This window comes from Orenia sp., from assembly GCF_055140805.1.
Genome location: NZ_JBSQYM010000031.1, coordinates 1 through 21,470, shown reverse-complemented (window position 1 = coordinate 21,470; position 21,470 = coordinate 1). Strand labels below are relative to the sequence as shown.

The window sequence follows — 21,470 nt, the reverse complement described above, 5'->3', positions numbered from 1 at the left end:
AAACATTTCTTTGCAACGAATCTCTCGAATTAACGCGAATTTAGATCAAGAACTTTTAAATCTTTAATTTAGTCTTTTAATCTCTAATTCGTGGGATTCACGTTAATTCGTTGCTACTAATCTTAGCTTTTTAAATATATTTTAAACTTTAATTTCTATTTTTTCTTGTAACTAAGATTATCTTTAATCACAAAGTTTGTTGTTGAACCAATTAAATTAAAGGAATAAGCAATCTAAGACTTTTAAATTTATTCCTCTAAATAATTAAAAAGAACACTATTTATAAATCTGTTTTAACCATTCTACTTCTCTCTCTAAACCTTCCCTTAGCCCTATATGAGGTTCATATCCTAATATTTCTCTAATTTTAGTCTCATCAGCTTCTGTATGCTTAACATCACCTTTAGCTACAGCCTTATATTCCTTCTCTACCTCTTGACCTATTATATCTTCCATTATGGCAATAGTCTCATTTAAAGTTACTCTATCACCTGCACCACCAACATTGAAGATTTCTCCTGCTATATCACTTTCAGCCACTAAGATATTAGCTTGTACTACATCACCTACATAGGTAAAGTTACGTGATTGTTCACCATCCCCAAAGATAGTAATCTTCCCACCAGTTAAAATCCCTTTAATAAAGATATGAAAAGCCATATCAGGACGATGTCTCTCCCCAAAGACAGTAAAATATCGTAAAGATACTGTCGGTACTCCGAAGTTCTTCCAATATAAATAGCATAAGTTCTCTGCTGCTAATTTAGATACTCCATATGGTGAGACTGGTTGTAGCTTATTACTCTCTTGCATTGGTAATTGATCTGTATCACCATAAACTGAAGATGATGAAGCATAAACAAATTTCTTAATACTTGACTTCTTAGCAGCTTCCAATAATTGTTGAGTAGCTCTAATATTATTGTCAGTATAAATATCAAAACTCTTACCCCAACTGGCTCTTACTCCGGCTTGAGCAGCTTGATGAAAGACATAGTCTACATCTGCTAATAACTCTACTAAATCAAGATTCAAAATATCTTCTTCTATGAAAGTAAAGTTTTTATGCTCTTTAAAGAAGCTTAAATTCTTCTCTTTTAAATCACGAGAATAATAATCAGTAAAACAATCTATACCTATCACTTCATAACCTTCATTGAGTAATCTTTCTGCCAAATTAGAACCAATAAATCCTGCTGACCCAGTTACTAATGCTTTCATTTTTAATTTCCCCCTTGTAATTTCATATATGATTTTATTATTAAACTTTTAATATTTTTTCCTCTATATCATCAATCATTTTTTTAAATGAAAACTCATTCTGTGCCATTTCAGATGCTCGTCTACCCATCTTATCTCTATCTTGATTATTAATCATCTTAATTATTTTTTGAGCAATATCATCTGGATTTTTATTTTCAGCTAAATAGCCAGTCTCTCCATCGACTATAAATTCTGGTAAACTTGTAGAATCAGTAGCTACTATTGGAACTCCCGACATCATTCCCTCTAATATTACCCAAGGACACCCTTCATAAATAGCAGTATGAACCATAAAATCTATCTGCTTAAGAATAGACGGTATATCTTGTCTAAACCCAGCAAAGATAACTTTATCCTTTATTTTCAATTCTTTAATTCTCTCTCTGAATAAATTTTCCTTTCCTCCACTTCCTACTAATAAAACTTTAATATTATTAAATTCTTTTAATACCTGTGGCAATGCTTCTATTAAATAATGTTGTGCCTTCTGCCTGCATAACCTACCAATATTTCCAATTATTAATTCATCCTCTTTAATATTAAATTCTCTTCTAATATCTGTTTTTATATTAGGATTAAAAAAATCCTTTACCTTAACTCCGTTATAGATTAATTTCATTTTCTCCTTAGATAAGTAATCAGAAGAAATCTCTTTCAAACTCTCAGTTCTAGTTATTTTAGAAATAAACATTAAATCTGTAACACAATATTTTAAAAATAATCTATTATAAAATCTATTGTTAATAGGCTTTGCTAAAGCTCTTCTATAAATAACTTTATTTATCTTGGCTATTTTAGCAGCAACAGAAACATATTTAAAATGAGAAGACTGACAAAAGAAAATAGCATCTATCTTTCTTTTCTTTAGATATTTAACCAACCAAAATACTCTATATGGATTCATAAAAGTTCCATTCTTTATATGCTTAATTTCACCAACTATAAGTCCAACTTCTCTACATTTTTTATAAAATGGTTTATCTTTAACTGCTAAAATAAAAACATTATACCCTCTATTCTGCAATTCAATAGCTGTTTTATAATGCCACCCTTCTACCCCTCCCCAACCACTACCACTATTTATAAATAAAATATTCTTATTATCCATCCAGCCTCTCTCCCTATTTACTTTAACTGTAATTTATTTAGATGATTTTAAATAAATTTCTAATGATGCCAATAAAATTAATGCCTTAGAATGATCATACTTTTGACTTTGGTGTTCATTCCATATCTTATCAAAATCAATCCAATTTATTATTTTTCGCTGTTTAAGATCTTGCATATTATTATATATGATATTTTTTAAGTCTTTACGCTTAATTAGACCTTCTTTGAAGTCAATATAATTTATCCCAGGCCTTCTTACCCAAGGACTGCTGGGCAATACTTTATGCAAAGATGAACGCCAATGCCATAATAATTTCTGAACTCCTTTTCTCCATTGAGGTGCTTCAAGAGGTAAACCAAAATTATTTGCAGTAGGTAAAGAAAATAAATCTGGGTAAGCTTTTTGTAAAATTTTTTTATATAGATATTCATCATTGCGATATTTCTGAGGGATAGATAAAATAAAGTTAACCCATTCTTGATCTAAAAAAGGAGTTTTGTAGTTATAATCATCAGATAAAACAATTGGTTTAATAGCAGCTTCTTGTCTAATAGAAAAATCTAATTGTTCAATATAGCTTATCTCTTTATTCAATAATGGTTCTTGAGGCAAGATATCTTTTGGATTAAAAGATTTTGGTGTTAACTTAATAGATTTAGAAAAACGATTCTTATAAATAAACTTATCTAAAGCATCTTCCCAAAAATTAGTATCATAACTATGACTTCCTGCCAAGGGATCTCCCATAAACCCACTCCAGTATACCACATCTTTACCAAATTTATTACGGATAAGATAATTATAAAATGAGTCAATTAAGTACGTCCAATTATTTGTTGTTTGAGCAACCTCTTCCAGAGAACTCTGATCTAACTCAACTTCAGTCAAATCAATTACTTCATATTTAACGCCAGCTTGTTGGGCAATATACTTACCTAAATCATAATCAAAAGTTGTTGGTGTTCCAAATGTAACAGTGATAATCTCTTCTTTTAAACCTAAATCAATCAAACCTGCCAAAATAGCTCTAGAATCAAGACCACCACTAAGAGGAACTATGTTTAAATAACCTTCTTCAATATTATTAGCTATTGAGCTTTTAAAACTCTTTATTCCTTTTTCAATTAATAATGCTTCATCGTAAATATTAATTTTTGGTTTTTTAGAATTAATACCAAATTTAGCCCATGACTTAGATTCTAAATCAGTACAAAATTTTGGTAAATAACCAAAGTGTAAATATGCCAATATTTGATCTTCATTCCTCATATAAAATCTCCTTTTTGCATTTTTAATTATATAGAATATAAAAAATTCAAACTAATTTATCCAAATTAAAGAGTAAAGATCTATCAATTACTTATCAAAATTTTATATTAAATATTAAATTTTAAAATAATCTATATAAAGATTTATATATTTATTAGCAATTTCATCCCATGAAAATTCACTTAGTAATCTTTCATTTACTGAAAATTCTTTTCTATCTTCTTTTTCAATCCTTTTAATAATATTTAAGACTTGTTTATTAAATTTATCTTGATTTAAATCTACATAATGTATGTTTTTGGGTTCTCCATAAACTTCCTTATATACAGGTAAATTACTACAAATAATCTCTTTATTTAATGCATGAGCTTCTAAAATAGAAATAGCAAAGGTATCATCCTTAGCTGGTCGAACAAGAATATCACATCTAGCTACCTCATCTAAATATTTTTCATGATTCATATAACCCAAATATCTGATATTATCTATATACTTCAACTTACTTCCACCACATATTCTTATCTGAAAGTTTGGATAAGCTTCTAATAAAAAATGGTTTAATCTTAAAACATAATCATATCCTTTATTTCTCCTCTGACCTGCTGGAAATAATATTTTTAATCTTTCTTGATCTCCATAATTAATATCTTTCAACCTATCTATATTCATATCAACTCCATTATAAATTGTATGAATCTCTTTACTAAAATAACTTTGCCAGCACATCTTTGCATCATATGAAACAGCAGTATATATATCAAAAAAATCATTTTCTATAATATACTTCTTATATCTATTCATTTTATCCCCATGCCATGTATAACATGATTTAATATGATTATTCTTTAAGAAATTATGAACTAATAAATAAGTTTCTAAGGTTCTATACATATGAACATGTACAAAGTCCGGGTTAAATTCGCTAATTGCATTAATAATTCTATCTTTATACTTATGTTTTAAATGAGGTTTATTAATCTTGAAAATTTTTTTATAACGTCTACTTAGCCTTAATACTTTGTCTAACCCTTTCATTATAGAACTATGAAATTCTAAATTATGAGGACCATAACAAAAGATTTCTATGTTGTTTTCATTCCCTAAATGATTATAATAATTAACTATCTCCTGATTAACAATTAGTTGTAATTCTATATCAGAATTCTTAGCCATATTTTTTAACAAATAGTAAACAACACTCTCGGCACCACTAAAAGCACTAGAACTTAACATAAGTGTTACTCTCATAGCTACCACCTCTAATTATCAATTGAAATCATTCTATATATATCCATCATTTTTTGATGATTTTTCTCTTTAGTATAATCCAACATTTTCTCTCTTGCTACCTTAGCCATCTTAGCTCTTATATGCTGATCTTCCAACTTTCTTATATAAGTTACTAATTGTGTAATATTATCGGCAGAATCAAGTACAAAGCCATTTTCACTATAATCAACTATACCTGAAGCACCATTACTTTTAGTGGTGATCAATGGCAATCCAGATGCCATTGCTTCTAGAGAAACATTAGCACAGGGATCATAAATTGAGGGAAACACAAAAACATCTCCTGCAACATAATATTTCTCAACTTCAGAACTAGGTCCTACAAATATAACCCTTGATAGCACTCCTAATTTTTCAGCCATTTTCTTAAATCTATCTATCTTCCCTTTACCTACTACTAATAGTTTAGCCTGTTCTACTTTTTTAATGGCTTCTAATACATACTGTAACCCTTTTCTTTTAAATCCCGTCCCTAAAAATAATAAAACAAAATCATCCTCGTCCAAACCATGTTTCTTTCTAATCGATTTTCTATATTTATTCTGATTATCAGGATTAAATTTCTCGATATCTACACCATTATGATTAACAATAATATCATTTTCTGGGATACCATATTTTTCTATGATATCATCCTTAACCATTTGAGATACGGCTACTATTTTTTGATAATTCCCTTCTTCAAAATCCTCTGCTTCATAATATCTAGTTAGAGAATCATTTATAGATAGCTTATATTCAACTTTCTTCTTTAATTTATATAAAGGATTATTTATACTGTTCATTAATCTTTCAATATAAATATCATGGCATCCTCCACCAACTCTAATTACATCGCCAAAACCAACCCGAGAAAAGGTCTGGATAATATCAAAATCATACTTCTGTACTTCTCTATAAGCATTTTTAGCAAATATATATTTAGCAATTCCTAAATGCTTCCCCCAGGATGAAATTTTATGGAAATTAATGCTTTTATCTGCGACTTTTTGATCCCATGAACCGGTAAAGACATGTACTTCATGCCCCTGTTCAACAAGAAAATTCGATAAACCCACCATATACCTCTCTGTTCCACCATGGGTAGTATACTTCTTATGAACTAAAGCTACTTTCACACTATCACTTCCTTATCAATCTACTCCTAAATACTTTTGATAAAATCTATTATCTTCTCTCCTCTTCTTTCAAGTAATAATTCTTTTGACCTGTTAAAAATATTATTTGAGTATTTATTAAAGATATCAGGAGATGAATTCAAATGATTAATACATTTTACTAACTCTTCTCTATTTCCTGGCTCAAAAAAAAGGCCACATTTATCAGTAACTACTTCTTTAACAGTTGGTAAATCAGCTCCAATTACAGGAATGCCATGTGAGAAATAGTTAAATATCTTAGTAGGGCAGGTTAAATATCTAGTATGGAAATCATCACGCAAGGGAACTAAACCAATCTTTATCTGCTTTAAATACTTCTCGACTTTATCTCTATCTACCCACCCTGTAATTTTAACTCTATTTTCAATTCCCAACTCCTTGGCTAAATCTTGATACTCTTTTATTCTATGAGACCTTCCACCAACAATTAAGAGCTTTAAATCTTTATACTCAATATCTTTTAGGGCATAAAATAAATCTTTTACTCCTTTACTCTCATATAAAGAACCTATATATCCTATATACTCTTTCTCCCACAAATTATCTTGCTTAACAAACTCATTAAATCCATATGTAATAACAGAATAATTTTGCTCAGGTATGTATTTCTTGTATAAATCTTTAATTACACTTTGATGACAAATAACACCATCAATTTTTGGTAAAAACCACCTTTGAAACCTAGTTTCTTTTTTTCTCTTTCCTACTTCACCTTTTAATTCAGGATCTAAATAAAAAGTATGAGCCTCATACAAAATTTTAATATTATATAACTTTTTTAATAAATAAGCATATGGTAAAAAATTAACTGTTCTAGTAACAATAGCATCTATCTTATTCTCTTGGTTTAATTTCTTAATCATTTTGAAGGCTTTGATATAAAACTTAGTAGTTTTACTAAACAGAGTCTTATTATCTATTAACTTTACCCTAAAATTTTCTAATGGTTTTAACATAAAATAATTTTCTAGAACTTCATTAAAATCCTTTTCAGTATTTTTAGCAATTATCAAATCAATATTATTATTTTCATCTGCTTTAGCCATCCCATAACTTGTATAGGTTGAAAAGCTGATTCCAGCTTTTTCACTAGGCCAATCTCTAGCATACACATAAACTATATTCAAATCTTATCCCCCTCATAAATTAATAATATCCTCTACAAAAACAATCTTAAATCATCATTTTGAGCCACTAAATCTCTTTTACCCCATTTAATTAATCTATCACTTGTTTTCTTGCTGATATAAGTAATTGTGTTAGATGAATTAACATTTAATCCATATTCTTTTATAAACTCTTTAAAGAATAATCGCCGATCAGCACAGCTTAATCTTTGATTATTCATTTTATCCAATCCAGAGTAAGAATGGGCATTAAAATCAACTAGATTTTTAACAACTAACTTCCACGGCAAGTAAGGAAGTTGACGTATATTGTCCATATCTACTAAAGATAATTTAAATTTACCTTCAGTAAATTTAACTAATATTCCTGGCAAATTAGGGTCACCATTTATAAATTTATTCTTATAAATGGTAGCCCATAATTTAGCCAATCCTCTTATTATATCTTCTTTTAATTCTTGAGTATAGCTTCCATTAGCTATATATTCTTGCAGATCTTCCCCTGCAAATTCTTTAGTAATAAATAAACTATCCTTTGTTATCAAATCTTTTTTATAAATAATTACTCCAATAGGATTTGCTACAGAGATTCCTGATTCTAACAACTTAATAGACATATCATAAGCTCTGACCCCTTCAGGAGCCCTAAATATATTCTTAATCCTCTTCTTCAATTGCCGATAATAATATCTTTTTAAATAATATCTTTCTCCATCAATATCCAAACTAAAAACTTGACGACCTTTAGCACCTTTAACTAATTTAAGATTATCTACATTATTAGTACTACCTTTAAGAAGGCTTACTCCAACCTTTAAAATCTCAGATTCAACTGGACCTTGAGAATAAACCTGTATTTCCTTACTATATTTCTGTCTAAAATAATTCATATAAGTTTCTATCCTCCATAATAACATTACACTCTAAATCATAAAATACTATCATTCTCCCATTCACCATTTTCAATTATAACTGTTGACAACCCAATAATAAACCACATTGTTCTCGCCACTACAGCCCTATCAAAGTTGGTCTCAGTCAATCCTTGAATAATAAAAACTCCAATTACTGCTCCCCAGGTAGCTAATATAAATAACCCATAATTGTTATCCTTAATTTTACAATAATTATTATATAGATATTTTAGAATCGAATATAATAAATAGATTAATCCACAAAACCCAATAATTCCAGCTTCAGCTAATAGATGTAAAAATGTGTTGTGGGCATGAGAGTTAGCTACAGTATGTGGCTGTTTATAACTAGACATATATACCTCTCTAAAGTTCCCTAGTCCTATTCCATTAATTGGATAATCTTTAAATATTAAAATAGCACCTTTCCAGAGAGCTATTCTTCCTAAATTACTTCTATTACTTTCTACATTTGTAATACTATGAATTCTATCTTTTATATCCTTTGGAGCAAAAGATATAACAAGAGTTATTAGTAGTATTAATACAATAATGCATTTTTTACTACGCAACCAAAATATAATAGAACTAGCCCCTATAAACCCTAGCCAAGCTCCTCTACTTTCATTATAAATAAAGGTTATTAATAGAATGGGTATTAAGAAAAAATTTTTTACTTTATTATTAAAACTTCCCTCTCCAAATAATAAATATATTATAGCAAATAATAAATATATCAAAATTAATGCTCCAAAATCTAAGGCCATAAAAGTAGACTCAATTCTACTAACACCTAAATGATAATGCTGCCAGATAAGACCATATAAAGATGAAATAATAATAGAAATAACAGCTAACCCAAATAATCGCTTAACATACTTTAGGTCAGAAATACTAGTGATAATTATATTATAAAGAAGAAACAACAATATATAGTTCTCTAAATCCGCCAGACTCTCCTTTAAGTTGTAAGTACCTATAAAAGAGATTAATATTGTAGATAAAAATATAATAATTCCTCTGTTTACTTGATTCAAATTAAATTTAACATCTTTTATAAGTAAAACCTTAGTTATCCACCCTATAAAAGCCAATCCAAAGCCTATACTAGAGCCTGCTATAGAGATAGCTGAACTAAACATCATCAACATTAAACCTGCCAAGATTAATTTATCCAAATAATTAGTTATTATAGCCTTATAAGTCAAAAGAAAAACCTCTTTCGCTAATTTTTATTCTTCTTAAAAATACTTCTCAACTTTTTCTTATAATCAATAAATTTTCTTCTCCTATCTCTCAGCCTAATCATTAGATTTAATAAGTTTTGATAATTACTAGGGTCATAATTTCTTATAAATATCTTTTGCTCTTCTGAACTTAGTTTAAACCTAACCAAATCTTTAACTCTAGTTTTAGTATTTACACTCTTCTTTATTCTTCCTCTATTTAAATCTATATAATAAAACTTAGGACTTGTATCAATATTCCTAAGTAAAATATTACCTGCATGTAGATCATTATGGACTATACCTGCATCATGCATCCGTTTAATATCTTCAGCAATTTGAGGCAACCAATCCTTAACCTGAGCTCTTAAAGGATGTCTCTTATCTTTAATAATATCTAATAAATTATAATCATAATCAACATATTCGGTAACAAAGTAACTATAAATTATTTTATTAAAACTTCCCCTTTCTTCTATAACCGCTACTGGCTTAGGAGTATTGAGCTTAACCTCTTCTAAAGCTAAAGCTATTTTTAAAGACCTAACAGCCTTTGATTTAAGTAATCTAAAACGGAGTTTATCATAGTTTCGGGTCAACTTAAATTTCTTAATTGCTATATTTTGTTGAATTCCTAAATCTTGATTAGCAGAAATTTCAGTCAGCATATTTCGTTTATCATAAAAAATATTTCCATCTCGAAAATCCTTATCCAAATTCCTAATATAATTTCTAAAGGCATAATTATCCCACTGATCATCAATCCATAGCAACTCATCTTTTGAATCTATAAGATAATTTATATTTTGAATTCTTCTAGATAATTTTAATGACATCTTATATCTCACCCCCTTAGCATTAATTAGGAATCTAATAAAAGAATTATCTTAAATATAAATCTTCTAATTCCGTAATCTTATCCTTAAAATCAAATTTTTTATTAATTAAGTCTTTAGCCGTCTGTCCCATTTTATTCTTATTAGATTCTTCAATCATTTTAACAGTCTGCTTAGCAATATCATAGACATCTTGACTTTCAGCTAAATAACCAGTCTTCCCTTCTAATACAAGTTCAACTACAGAACTTATGTTAGTAGCAACAACAGGAGTAGCTACTGCCATTGCCTCTAGTATTATATTGGGACATCCCTCCCACAAAGCAGTATGCACTAAAAAATCAACTTGAGCCAAAATATTATAAATATCATCTCTAAAGCCTGTAAAAATAATATAATCATCCAAGTTAAAGCTCTTAACCTCTTCTTTTAATTTATTCTCTAAATCTCCTTTTCCAATAACTAAAACCTTAAATTCTTTCACTTCTCGTCTTATCAAATCTACTGCCTTAATCAAATATTTATGACCTTTTTGTTCTGTTAGCCTACCTATGTTAGCTATTATAGGTATATTATCTTCTAGGTCAAACTCTTTTCTAATATTAAAAGTAGTATCTAGCTTATCTTGTATATTATCTAACTTAATACCATTATAGATTATTTTAATTTTATCCTCATTTAACCATTCTGATGTATTCTCCAAAACCATTCTTTTTATTGTACAAGAATTAGCAATAATATCTGTAACACAATCTTTAAGCAATAATTTAGTATAAAATCTATTCTTTATAGGAATAGCAAGCCCTCTTCTATAAATAATTTTATCTACTCCTGCTAACTTCCCAGCTAAGGCACCAAATTTTAAATCTTGAGAGAGATTTAAAAATATAACATCTATCTTCTCTTTCTTTAAATAATTGGCAAAAGAAAATAATTTAGCTAAATTTAATACCGATAAGCTCCCTTTGACTAAAACTTTCTTAGTCGTTATACCTTCTTTTTCAGCACGGTGATACAATTCACTTTCTGGAACACTAGCAATAGTCACTTCATATCCCCTCTTATGAAGTTCAGTAGCTGTCTCAAAGGTCCACTTTTCTCCTCCACCCCAAGCTACACAAGTATTTAAAAAAGTATCTTTTTCATCATTTTTCTCTCCCTGACTTAAATTGATTCTTCTCCCAAAGTTTAATATACTTTAAAAATTGATAGTAAGATGACAAAATCGATAATATAAAACCTTGAGTTCCTAATAAAAAACCCCTTTTTAAAATAAATTTTTTAATGAACTCTATTATAGGTCTTAAGATAATATAAGTTATTCCTTTCTTCTTTCCTGCTTTATATTTTTTATCAGCATCAAGGGTAGTATAATGATTAATCTTACTTAAGTAATGCTTCAAATCACGATAAGTATAATGGATCAGAGCGTTATTTAATTTATCTATTCTTCCTTCTATCTCGACACCTTCATGGACTAAACCACTATATCTATTATTAGATTTAAATAATCGAAGAGTATAATCTGGATACCATCCACAATATTTAATCCACTTACCTAAAAAATAATTTTTCCTAGGGATTTTATAACCTTCTGCTTGTAGGCTCTTTAGCTTGTCTACAATTTCCTCTTTCAAATTTGGAGTAACCCTCTCATCAGCATCTACTACTAAAACCCACTCTGAGTTAATCTGTTCTAATCCATAATTACGTTGTGAAGCAAAATCATCAAAATTTCTTTGATAAACCTGCTGGGTATATTTTTTAGCTAAATTAATAGTATTATCATTACTATAGGAATCTATCACAACTATATCATCAATCCAATTAAGGGTTTCTAAACATTCTTCAATATTATCTTCTTCATTATAGGTTAAGATTAATGCCCCAAGATTATCCATTATATGCCCTCCTTTTCTCAGATAATAATAAAAATCAAGATAAATATTAGAACAGTTTATCTCTTACTTTGGCTCTTCCACGAATTTTGTGAAAATACTATATTTAAATTATTTTAAATATTTTTTGCAACGAATCTTTCGAATTGAAGCGAATTTAGGTCAAGAGCTTTTAAATCTTTAATTTAATCATTTAATATTTAATTCGTGCAATTCGCGTTAATTTGTTGCCACTAATTTTAGTCTTTAAATATATTTTAAACTTGAATTTTTATATTTTTCTTGTAACTCAGATTTCTTTAATTAAAAAGTTCGTTGTTGAATTCTTATTTTTAATCATTAGATAAAATATCATAATATACCTCTTCAGTCTTATTTATCATAGTTTCTATTGTATAATTATTTAAAACTCGCTGATACCCCGCTTCTCCCATATCAGTCCTTAAGCTAGATTCTTGTGCTAATTGCTTAATCTTCTCTGCAAAAACATCAGCCTCTATAGGAAGTAAAAAACCAGTCTTCCCATCTTCAATAACTTCCTTTAAACCACCTACCCTTGTAGCTAAAACCACTTTCTTCATCGCCATAGCTTCAATAGCTACTATTCCAAAAGCCTCTTGCTTAGAAGGAATAATTAATATATCTAAAATGTCCATTATCGCTGGAATATCTTCACGAAAACCTGTTAAATGGACTTGATTCTTTAAATTAGATTTTCTAACCATCTCTTCTAACTTGCTTTTATAATGTTTATTGGGGCTATTATCTTGACCCACAATCAAATACTTAATATTAGATATTTGATTTTTTAGTTTAGATGCTATTTCTATAATAAATTCTTGATTTTTATTCTTTCCTAACCTACCAATTGCCCCCACTACTACATCATTATTTTGAATATTAAACTCTTGTTTTAAATACTTATGATTGAATCTATTATAATTAAACTCATTAAGGTCAACACCATTATAAATCAATTCCAATTTATCTAAAGGTATTTTGTTTTCTTTAATTAAAATTTCTCTAACTTCATTGGAGACCACGATAATTTTACTGATCTTCTTATATAAATAATGATGAACATAAGTCTTTCCTAAAGATTTTAGAATATGCCTAGTAATAACAACCTTAGCTCTTTTAGCAATATTAACAGCCATAGTAGCCAACCAATAATCTTTTCCACGATGAGCATGAATAATATCTATCTTTTTCTCTTTAATGATTCTGACTAACTTATAGATAGAAACAAAATCTATAGCATTCTTCAAAGGTAAAGTTCTAATCTCTATATCCAAATTAGAGAATTTATTAAACAAATTATCTTTAATAACCAATGTAAGATTATGATTCTTTCTAGATAATCCTTGTATTAATTGATATAAATGTACCTCTCCCCCTCCAAATGATTTGGCTGAATGAATATGAAGTATATTTAGTCTCTTCATTATTAGTATAACCTTCTCTCTTATTTGATTTAGGTTGATAGTAATAGTTTGAGTTTCTTTATTAAAGTTTATTATGTTTTGAATTATTGCTACTTACTTCTTACTATTCACTCATCACTGCTCTCAATACATCATCAGCACTAATCTCCTCTAAACATTTATGGTGTTCTAAAGGACAGTGGTGTTCTCCACAAGGACGACAATCAATACCATTCTCTATAACCTTGTGCTTCTTACCATAGGGACGATACTTCTGCTCATCAGAAGGACCAAATAAGGCTATTGTCGGTGTTCCTACTGCTGCTGCTACATGGACTGGTCCAGTATCTCCACTGATAAATAAGTCACACCTTGCTGCTAAAGCAGCTAATTCTTTTAAAGTAGTCTCTCCAGTAGCAATAATTGGTTTAGTTTTCATCATAGCAGCTATCTCATTTACCCTCTCTACATCTCCAGGTCCACCAAAGAATATAACCTTAGCTTGCAATTCTTCCTCTAATCTATCTCCTAGCTGAGCAAAGCCCTCTTTAGTCCATTGCTTAGTTGGCCAGCTACCTCCTGTATTAAGTCCTACTAATCTATCCTCACCCTTTATACCATGCTTCTGTAAGAAATCAAGCATATTCTTACTAGCTTCTTGATTAACCTCTAACTCTATCCCTTGATTATCTAACTCTTTGAAGCCCATTTCCTCTAAAAACTTAAGGTAGACATCTACCATATGAATACCCTTAGTAGCAAGCAATTCCTGATTCAACCAAATACCCCTTCCCTTACCACCATAGCCAATCGTATAATTTGGGTTGATTACTTTCAACAATAGAGCTGTTCGCCAATTACCATGGAGATTAAGACCTAAGTCATAATCATTCTGACTTAAATTTCTAGCAAATTTCCAGTTCTCTTTTAAACTCCACTTCTTATCATAGGCATAAACTTGACTTAAGTAAGGGTTTCCTTCTATAATATCAAAAAAGTTAGAATTAACAATCATATCTATCTGTGCTTTAGGATACTTCTTTCTCAAATTCCTAATAAAGGGAGTAGCAAAGATTAAATCTCCTAGATATAAGAGGTCAATTATGACGATTTTTTTGGCCTTACTTATATTATTATTCACTCAAATTCACTCCTTAACATCAAATTAACTGCTTCTAGAAGATTATTTACACTTATAGCCTTCATACATTCCTTATTATGCTGACAGACCCTCTTCCAACAGCATTTACATGGGGTATCTCCCTTAAGTACGATATTATTATCTCCATAAGGACCATGAGTTACTGGATTGGTTGGACCAAACAAGGCAATCACAGGAGTTTCCATTGCCACTGCTAAATGCATTGGCCCAGTGTCACAACCAATAAACAAATCTGCCCTATCATAGATTCCAGCAAGCTCTTTAAGATTAGTCTTACCAGCTAGATTATATGATCTTTCCTCCATTAACTCTATAATTTCACTGACTCCAGCCCTATCAGCAGGACTACCCGTAAAGATAACTTCACAGTTTAAATCTTTAATTAAATTATCAGCTACCTCTGCCCAACGCCGGTTTAACCAGTTTTTCGAACTCCAGCTAGTATAGGGATTGATCGTAATTAATGGTTTATCACTATCTAGACCCAACTCTTTTAATATCTGAGCAACCATTTTTTCTTCTTCTTTAGAAAGAATTATATCAAAAGCTACACTATCTGTTTTTACATCTATACCTTGAGCTATCTGAAGGTTTCTATCTATCTGGTGAATCTCTGTTGTAGGTAATTTAACCTTCTGCTGATAAAAGAGAGTAGAACCTTCTCTTCCATTAGCAGGGCCAACTCTCTTCTTAGCTCCACTTAAATAGGCTGTTAAACCACTCTTAAATAATCCATGTACATCTAAAGCTATATCAAATTTATGCTTTTTTAACTTCTTAAAAAAGCTTCGTGCCTTCTTTATAGTCGACCACTTATTATTCTTAAAATCCCTCTTCCACTCTTCCTTCGGTAATATAATAAGATTATCTATATTTGGATTTCCAATTACTAAATCCTTGGCTTTATCTTCTACAATCCAAGTAATCTCTGCCTTAGGATATCTCTCTCTAGTAGCTTTAGCAACTGGCAGAGCATGGATTACATCTCCAATAGCACTTAGCCTAATCAATAGTATCTTCATTTATTTAATTCCTTTCTGCTAACTAATAATCTACTAGCCAACTCAGCATTACGCCAAGAAGCCCCTTGATTATCCTCAATCATCTTTACAGCTTGTCTACTATGTTCTTCTAAAATATCAGGATTACTAAGATAATAATCCATCTGCTCAATTAGCTCTGTTACATTAGTGACTTGAACCCCTACCTTATTCTCTAATAACAGTTTAGTACTGTCTTTAAAATTGAACATATGTGGTCCAAAAAAGACTAGTTTACCTTGGGAAGCAGGCTCTAATATATTATGGCCTCCACGTTCAATTAAACTTCCTCCTACAAATACTAAATTTGCAATACCATATAATTTAGCCAACTCTCCAATAGTGTCTACTAAAATAACCGATTCTCTAGCCGAATCCCTCTCTTTTATTCTACTTCTTCTAATTGTATTAATTCCAACCTGATGATAAAGACTTTCTATCTCTTCAACCCGCTCAATATAACGAGGTACTAATAATAAAATTAAATCGCCAAACTTTGTCTTCAATTCATTATATAAAGAAATTAGTTGTTCCTCTTCATTATCATGGGTACTGCCAGCAACGATAATAGGCTGATTGGGATTAATCTGAAATTCTTTATAAATAGATTCTTTAACTTCAAAATCAATTTTACCATATTCTTGATCAAATTTAGTATTACCATTATTACAAACTTTATCTTCATCTGCTCCTAACTCTATAATTCTATTCATATCTTTGTTAGATTGCATACTAAGAATATCTATTTGACTAAACATATCTTTTAGTAAATAGCCTAAATACTTATATTGCTTAAAACTACTATCACTTATTCTCCCACTAATAAGCATCACCTTAGCACCTTGCCTCTTACTATACTTTATTAAATTCGGCCATAGTTCAGTCTCCATAATCACTACAAGGTCAGGGCTGATTGCCTTTACTACCTTATTTACAATAATAAAGAAATCAAAGGGAATGTAGATAAAATCATCTGCTTCTTTAATAATTTTTCGAGCCATACCCCTTCCAGTGGTGGTCATAGTAGAAAAGATAATTTTATATTCAGGAAATTTCTGCTTTAATTCAGCTACAACAGGACTAGCAGCACCTGCTTCTCCTACCGAAGCAGCATGAACCCAAATAACTTTTTCACCTCTAAACTTTCCTATAATATCTTTTGGTAAAAAACCAAATCTCTCCAATAAAGAAGATTTATTTTCTTTATTAATTAAAACCTTATAAATTAGTATAGGAGAGTATAATAATAAAATAATAAATACTAAAAAATTATAAATAAAATAAGCTAGTGGCATAACCAAGCTCCTTTTTTATTGAAATAATTGCTATATTTACAACTTATATTGATATAAAACTGATATAATTGAGAGAAAGTGCGATACTTTTAGGAATCTGGAATCAGTTATCAGGAACCTGTAAACTATACTGATTCCAGATTCCTGGTTCCCAACACGAAAGTGTCACAACATCCCCATATTACACCATCCTGTTTAATTATATAATAAAGTAATTATCTCTTCAATACTAGCTAAGTAATATGAGAAATTAATTCCACCAATATATAGTTTTTACTTAAATAAGCATTTTATTAAAAGTAAATTAAGTGATGGGAAGATTCCCATCACTTAATTTATTCTCTTATCTATTAAAACTTCAATTCCAGATTGAAACGAATATCTTTTTCTAATTGATCATATTCAATTCCAGTATTGAAACAGTCAAATTCTCTCATTACAGAATATTTCAGAGTAGATAATTCATCATCAATAAAATCATATCCTGTCTCTATCTCAACATCCCAATAAGGGAAGTCCAATTGGTTTGTTTGAAAATTATAACTTAGAGTAACCTCATTATATAAATCATCTCTTTCAACCTCTTCATCTTCAATAGGCGTTTCTCCTACTGTTCCTACATAATTATAACCTAATCCTATACTATTAAACTCATTAATTTGATAAGAGGTCTTAGTGTTAAATTGATAATAATTATAATCATCTTTATTTTCATAAGTGCTATTGCGGGCAAGTGCATTCCATTGAAGATCTAAATTTTCACTTAGTGTCAAATCACTGCCAATACTTGCAGTAATATAATTTCTCTTTCCGATCTTTTCATCTTCATCGGTTAATAAATCAAATTCAAAAGGAGTCTGTCCAAGCTCATCATAGTATTGATAGTCTAAATTAAAGTCAAGAAAAGCTATTTTCTGATCAATACCTACATTAAAATCATAAGTCTGAAAGTCATCTCCTGTCCCATATTTGGAGATAGATAATCCACTATCCCAATAAAGATTAGTACTATCACTTATCTTAACTTGGCTATCTCTTAATCTTAGATCAACCCCTCTTCTAGAGGTCTCAATATCAGTATCTCTCTCATAAATATCAGCTATTCTCAAGTCTGTAGAAAATAAAGTTCCATTTCCTAAGTCTTTATCCCTAACCCCTAAAGAAAATTGTGGTTTATAATCATATTCATTATCTGCTCCAGCTCGAAGTTGCCAATAGTAATCGGACCACTTCTTATCGAAGGTAATCTCCTTTCCTATCTCTGGGTCATCTTCATCTCTTTTAAAATGTAATCCAGATTTAACTCCAAAAATATCAGTAGTCAAATCCCATCTAGCTAGCCATTCTTTATCTTTATAATCTGGATCATCTTCATCATCTTCGATATAAGCATTATAACTAATATTACTATTAATGCTACCAATCTTATTTAGCAAACTAACACTACCATCTAAACCAATCCCTTGATCATAGCTTAGATTAGGCTTAAACTGAAAGTTTTCATTTGGGCTATAATTATAATCTAAATCTAATTGATTTCCCTTCTTAGTTGTAGCCTTAAAATGAAGAAAACCCTCTAAAGTTTCATCAACATAATGATCATAGTTAACTTCAAGATAAGCTCCATTATCCCTATTATATCCTAATTTAGGCTCAGGAATAGCATATTTCTTCTGCTCTGTTGGATCAGAACTGAGTGTAGTTGTAAAGGTTGGCAAAGGAAGGATCTTCTTATCCTTTATCCATAAATAAACCCCTTTAGCAACAACTTTACCATCAGGATAGATATTAATGCTTTCAGCAGTTAATTTGTAATGGGGGTCCTCATGATTACAAGCAATCAATTCTGTCTCCTCCATTACCATCTCATCCTTTACAATATTAAGCACCTTGCCTTTAAATTTGATACCCTCTTCTTCAGATAGAGCATTATAGAACTTTCCTTCCTCGTTAATATAATCATATTCTAATGCATCTCCAGAGACTTCTCTACCTTCTTGCACTAAAAGAATGTTCCCCGAAGCTTTAATAGTTTTAGTTATTAAATTAACTTGAACCTCGTCTGCTTTAATATAATCTTCTCCCATTTGAATAACTACATTGTCTTCAGCTTGAATCATTTGAGATTCTTCATCTAACATTACAAACCCATCGGCATCTACCGTAATCGGAACCTGCTCATTAGCTTGTACAACTGCTGTACATAAAACTGATATTAGTAATACAAAAAATAATATTCTCTGCAAGGCATTTCACCCTTTCTAACAATAATTAAGAAGATAAATCTTCTTAATTATAAGAAAAAATAATTTATATTTACAAAACTAGTAAATTACTTAAAGATTCAGTTTATAGATTTCCAAATCTAAGGTATAATTTGAGTATATTGGGACACTTTTAAAATTAGCGTGAGTGGGTGTGTGAGTGTGATTAAACTCCAATAAAAAGAGATTTTACACACACTCGCACTCATAGCTCACACTCGACACGAAGTGTCGTATTATCTCTATATAACGTCATAGTTAAATTTTATTCTAGATTCACAAATCTAGATTATTAATTATACACACAAGTCTATCTTACTAAACTCCTTAGTAAAATTCAAGTTTTAAAGGTTATTTACTCCAAGTAATAGGTGGAAATTGAATTAGATTTATCATATAAAAACAAAAACCTACCAAAATAGCTTAAACTACCTTGGCAGGTTAATAATAAATCTAAAGAAAATAAGTGATTTAATTTTCATAGTATAAATGTTTATTTTTTTAAAAATTATATTTATAATTTATTATTAATTTTTTACTAATATGATCACCATATTCTAAATACTTAATCAAGCCCAATCTCAACTCTAAATCATGATTTTTAGCAAATCCGTATTCCACCCCTTGCTCTAAGTTCAACCTTAAGCTATATTCATCATCTAAAGTTAAATCTAAATCATAATCTAAATTTTCGAATAATTGGTAGCCATAGTCGATATTCAAGCTAAAATCTCTCTCTAAATCATCATCTCTTTCACGCTCAATATTATATCTAAGAATAAATTTCAAATTATCAAAAGAGTCATATATTAAAGCAAGGTTCATCTCTTTTTCACTAACATTATTTCCTGTAATAAAATTATAACGCTTATTATAGTTTACATCTAAATTATATTCCCAATGTATATCTTCATAGCCTAATTTTAGATTAATCTCATTTTCACGTCGAGTATTATAACTATTCTTTACTAAATATTTATTATTCCGATTATAACTAACAGCAACAGTATATATGCCTGCATAATCAGAATAATAGTTCATTTTAACTCCACTACTTAAATTTTTATTAGTGCTTGTCTTTTCTTTATCTAAATTATCCTGATTATAAGCAAGAGAACCTTCCATCAAATAAGGCCCCCAACTTCTATAGCTCCGCAACTGAAGATCATACTTACCATGACCATAATCAATACTACTTTTTACAGCTTGAAACTGAGGGGATTGATAATCTAAACTTATATAATAATTAAAGAGTTTCCCTATAGAGTCTATATTGACAGCAGTAGCTAATCCCCTCAAATCATCATCATTACTCATCCCCAAAGTAGTCTCTATATCTAAATCAGTATGATTCCACTCATAGTTATCTGAATAACTAAAGTACTGATTAGATTCATTTGAATCATCAGACTTTAGATATCCTAGTTCTCTATCTCCAAAGTCAATATTAATCCCACTTTGCTTTCTGCTGTCAACCCTAAATCCTGTACTGGTTCTAGCATATCCATGCCATAATTCATATTTACCCTTCTTTAAATATACACCCTCTAAAGAATCACTGGCTAAAAATTCAGAGATAGCAGGAGAAGAAGTAATTCCAACATCTAACTTATCTGAGTTATTCTCTAAAGTAATCAGATAATCTTCATAATCCCATTTGGGTTCATTTATAACCAATCCACTGGAAAATACATACTTTTTATTAAGATCCAAATTCAATGCTAAGTTATACAATCCAAAATCATAGTCATAATCTAAATCTAAATATTCTTTAATTTCACTATTATATTCACCAATATCAAGTTGTAACTTATAATAACTATCAGAATAGGCTTGTCCATTACTGTTATAAGCTATTAGTATAAATAGAAAAATTAATAGAGAATATCTAATTTTGAACATTATCTTCCCCAGTTGTCCATGCAGGAATATCATCTTCTAAAATTTTACCTGCATCTGCTGGATTATCATCTGGATGCTGATAGTTGATTGTCATACTATCAATTAACCAACCTCTAGGATCAACTTTTTCAACTTGAAAAGTAATATATCCCCAATCAGTTACCATTGGTGCTATATCTTCTGTCTGCTCGTGAACAACCTCCGAGACGAGCAACGGAGGCTTCAAAAGAAGTTTGAAGTTTAAGTTTCCTCCTAATTTATTAGGATATCCTTATTCTTTTAGGACTTG

18 protein-coding genes are annotated in these 21,470 nt (G+C 29.8%); all 18 read right to left on the bottom strand.

The genetic code is table 11. The annotated features are described in order from the left end of the window. Positions 1-276: 276 nt before the first annotated feature. The gene (locus tag ACTCDL_RS04915) at positions 277-1,221 is read right to left on the bottom strand and encodes an NAD-dependent epimerase/dehydratase family protein (protein WP_463174468.1); all 945 of its coding nucleotides are present in this window, start codon (positions 1,219-1,221) and stop codon (positions 277-279) included. A 40-nt stretch (positions 1,222-1,261) separates the two neighbouring features. Continuing rightward, on the bottom strand, positions 1,262-2,371 hold the full coding sequence (locus ACTCDL_RS04910) for a glycosyltransferase family 4 protein (protein ID WP_463174466.1): 1,110 nt from the start codon (positions 2,369-2,371) through the stop codon (positions 1,262-1,264). A 33-nt stretch (positions 2,372-2,404) separates the two neighbouring features. Next, positions 2,405-3,643 (bottom strand): adenine nucleotide alpha hydrolase family protein, encoded by a 1,239-nt coding sequence (locus ACTCDL_RS04905; RefSeq protein ID WP_463174464.1) that lies wholly within the window; start codon positions 3,641-3,643, stop codon positions 2,405-2,407. 114 nt (positions 3,644-3,757) lie between these two features. Beyond that, a complete protein-coding gene (locus tag ACTCDL_RS04900) occupies positions 3,758-4,876 on the bottom strand; it encodes a glycosyltransferase family 4 protein (RefSeq protein WP_463174471.1) in 1,119 nt (372 codons plus the stop codon). Positions 4,877-4,902: 26 nt separating this feature from the next. Further along, positions 4,903-6,051, bottom strand: a complete 1,149-nt coding sequence (locus tag ACTCDL_RS04895) for a glycosyltransferase family 4 protein (RefSeq protein WP_463174462.1) — start codon at positions 6,049-6,051, stop codon at positions 4,903-4,905. Positions 6,052-6,077: 26 nt separating this feature from the next. Next, positions 6,078-7,220, bottom strand: a complete 1,143-nt coding sequence (locus tag ACTCDL_RS04890; RefSeq protein WP_463174461.1) for a glycosyltransferase — start codon at positions 7,218-7,220, stop codon at positions 6,078-6,080. Positions 7,221-7,252: 32 nt separating this feature from the next. Then, positions 7,253-8,110 (bottom strand): lipopolysaccharide kinase InaA family protein, encoded by an 858-nt coding sequence (locus ACTCDL_RS04885; protein ID WP_463174459.1) that lies wholly within the window; start codon positions 8,108-8,110, stop codon positions 7,253-7,255. A 38-nt stretch (positions 8,111-8,148) separates the two neighbouring features. Next, on the bottom strand, positions 8,149-9,342 hold the full coding sequence (locus ACTCDL_RS04880) for an O-antigen ligase family protein (protein WP_463174457.1): 1,194 nt from the start codon (positions 9,340-9,342) through the stop codon (positions 8,149-8,151). 17 nt (positions 9,343-9,359) lie between these two features. Next, entirely contained in the window at positions 9,360-10,196 is an 837-nt protein-coding gene (locus ACTCDL_RS04875) for a lipopolysaccharide kinase InaA family protein (protein ID WP_463174456.1), read from the bottom strand. Between the two features lie 46 nt (positions 10,197-10,242). Then, complete coding sequence (locus ACTCDL_RS04870; RefSeq protein ID WP_463174469.1) at positions 10,243-11,370, bottom strand: glycosyltransferase; 1,128 nt, start codon at positions 11,368-11,370, stop codon at positions 10,243-10,245. Continuing rightward, on the bottom strand, positions 11,342-12,097 hold the full coding sequence (locus ACTCDL_RS04865; RefSeq protein ID WP_463174455.1) for a glycosyltransferase family 2 protein: 756 nt from the start codon (positions 12,095-12,097) through the stop codon (positions 11,342-11,344). The genes ACTCDL_RS04870 and ACTCDL_RS04865 overlap by 29 nt, the downstream gene beginning before the upstream one ends. A gap of 329 nt (positions 12,098-12,426) precedes the next feature. Continuing rightward, positions 12,427-13,539, bottom strand: a complete 1,113-nt coding sequence (locus tag ACTCDL_RS04860) for a glycosyltransferase family 4 protein (protein ID WP_463174453.1) — start codon at positions 13,537-13,539, stop codon at positions 12,427-12,429. Between the two features lie 103 nt (positions 13,540-13,642). After that, positions 13,643-14,659, bottom strand: coding sequence for a lipopolysaccharide heptosyltransferase II (waaF, locus tag ACTCDL_RS04855; protein ID WP_463174451.1), 1,017 nt, complete (start codon positions 14,657-14,659; stop codon positions 13,643-13,645). Next, positions 14,656-15,702 carry a glycosyltransferase family 9 protein gene (locus tag ACTCDL_RS04850; RefSeq protein ID WP_463174449.1) on the bottom strand — a complete coding sequence of 349 codons (1,047 nt, stop codon included), beginning with the start codon at positions 15,700-15,702 and terminating at the stop codon, positions 14,656-14,658. Before ACTCDL_RS04850 ends, waaF begins: the two co-directional genes overlap by 4 nt. Next, positions 15,699-17,015, bottom strand: coding sequence for a 3-deoxy-D-manno-octulosonic acid transferase (locus ACTCDL_RS04845; protein WP_463174448.1), 1,317 nt, complete (start codon positions 17,013-17,015; stop codon positions 15,699-15,701). Before ACTCDL_RS04845 ends, ACTCDL_RS04850 begins: the two co-directional genes overlap by 4 nt. Before the next feature lie 350 nt (positions 17,016-17,365). Further along, positions 17,366-19,261 carry an LPS-assembly protein LptD gene (locus tag ACTCDL_RS04840; protein WP_463174447.1) on the bottom strand — a complete coding sequence of 632 codons (1,896 nt, stop codon included), beginning with the start codon at positions 19,259-19,261 and terminating at the stop codon, positions 17,366-17,368. A gap of 519 nt (positions 19,262-19,780) precedes the next feature. Continuing rightward, entirely contained in the window at positions 19,781-21,181 is a 1,401-nt protein-coding gene (locus ACTCDL_RS04835; RefSeq protein WP_463174446.1) for a hypothetical protein, read from the bottom strand. After that, complete coding sequence (locus ACTCDL_RS04830; protein WP_463174445.1) at positions 21,168-21,395, bottom strand: hypothetical protein; 228 nt, start codon at positions 21,393-21,395, stop codon at positions 21,168-21,170. Before ACTCDL_RS04830 ends, ACTCDL_RS04835 begins: the two co-directional genes overlap by 14 nt. Positions 21,396-21,470 lie beyond the last annotated feature (75 nt).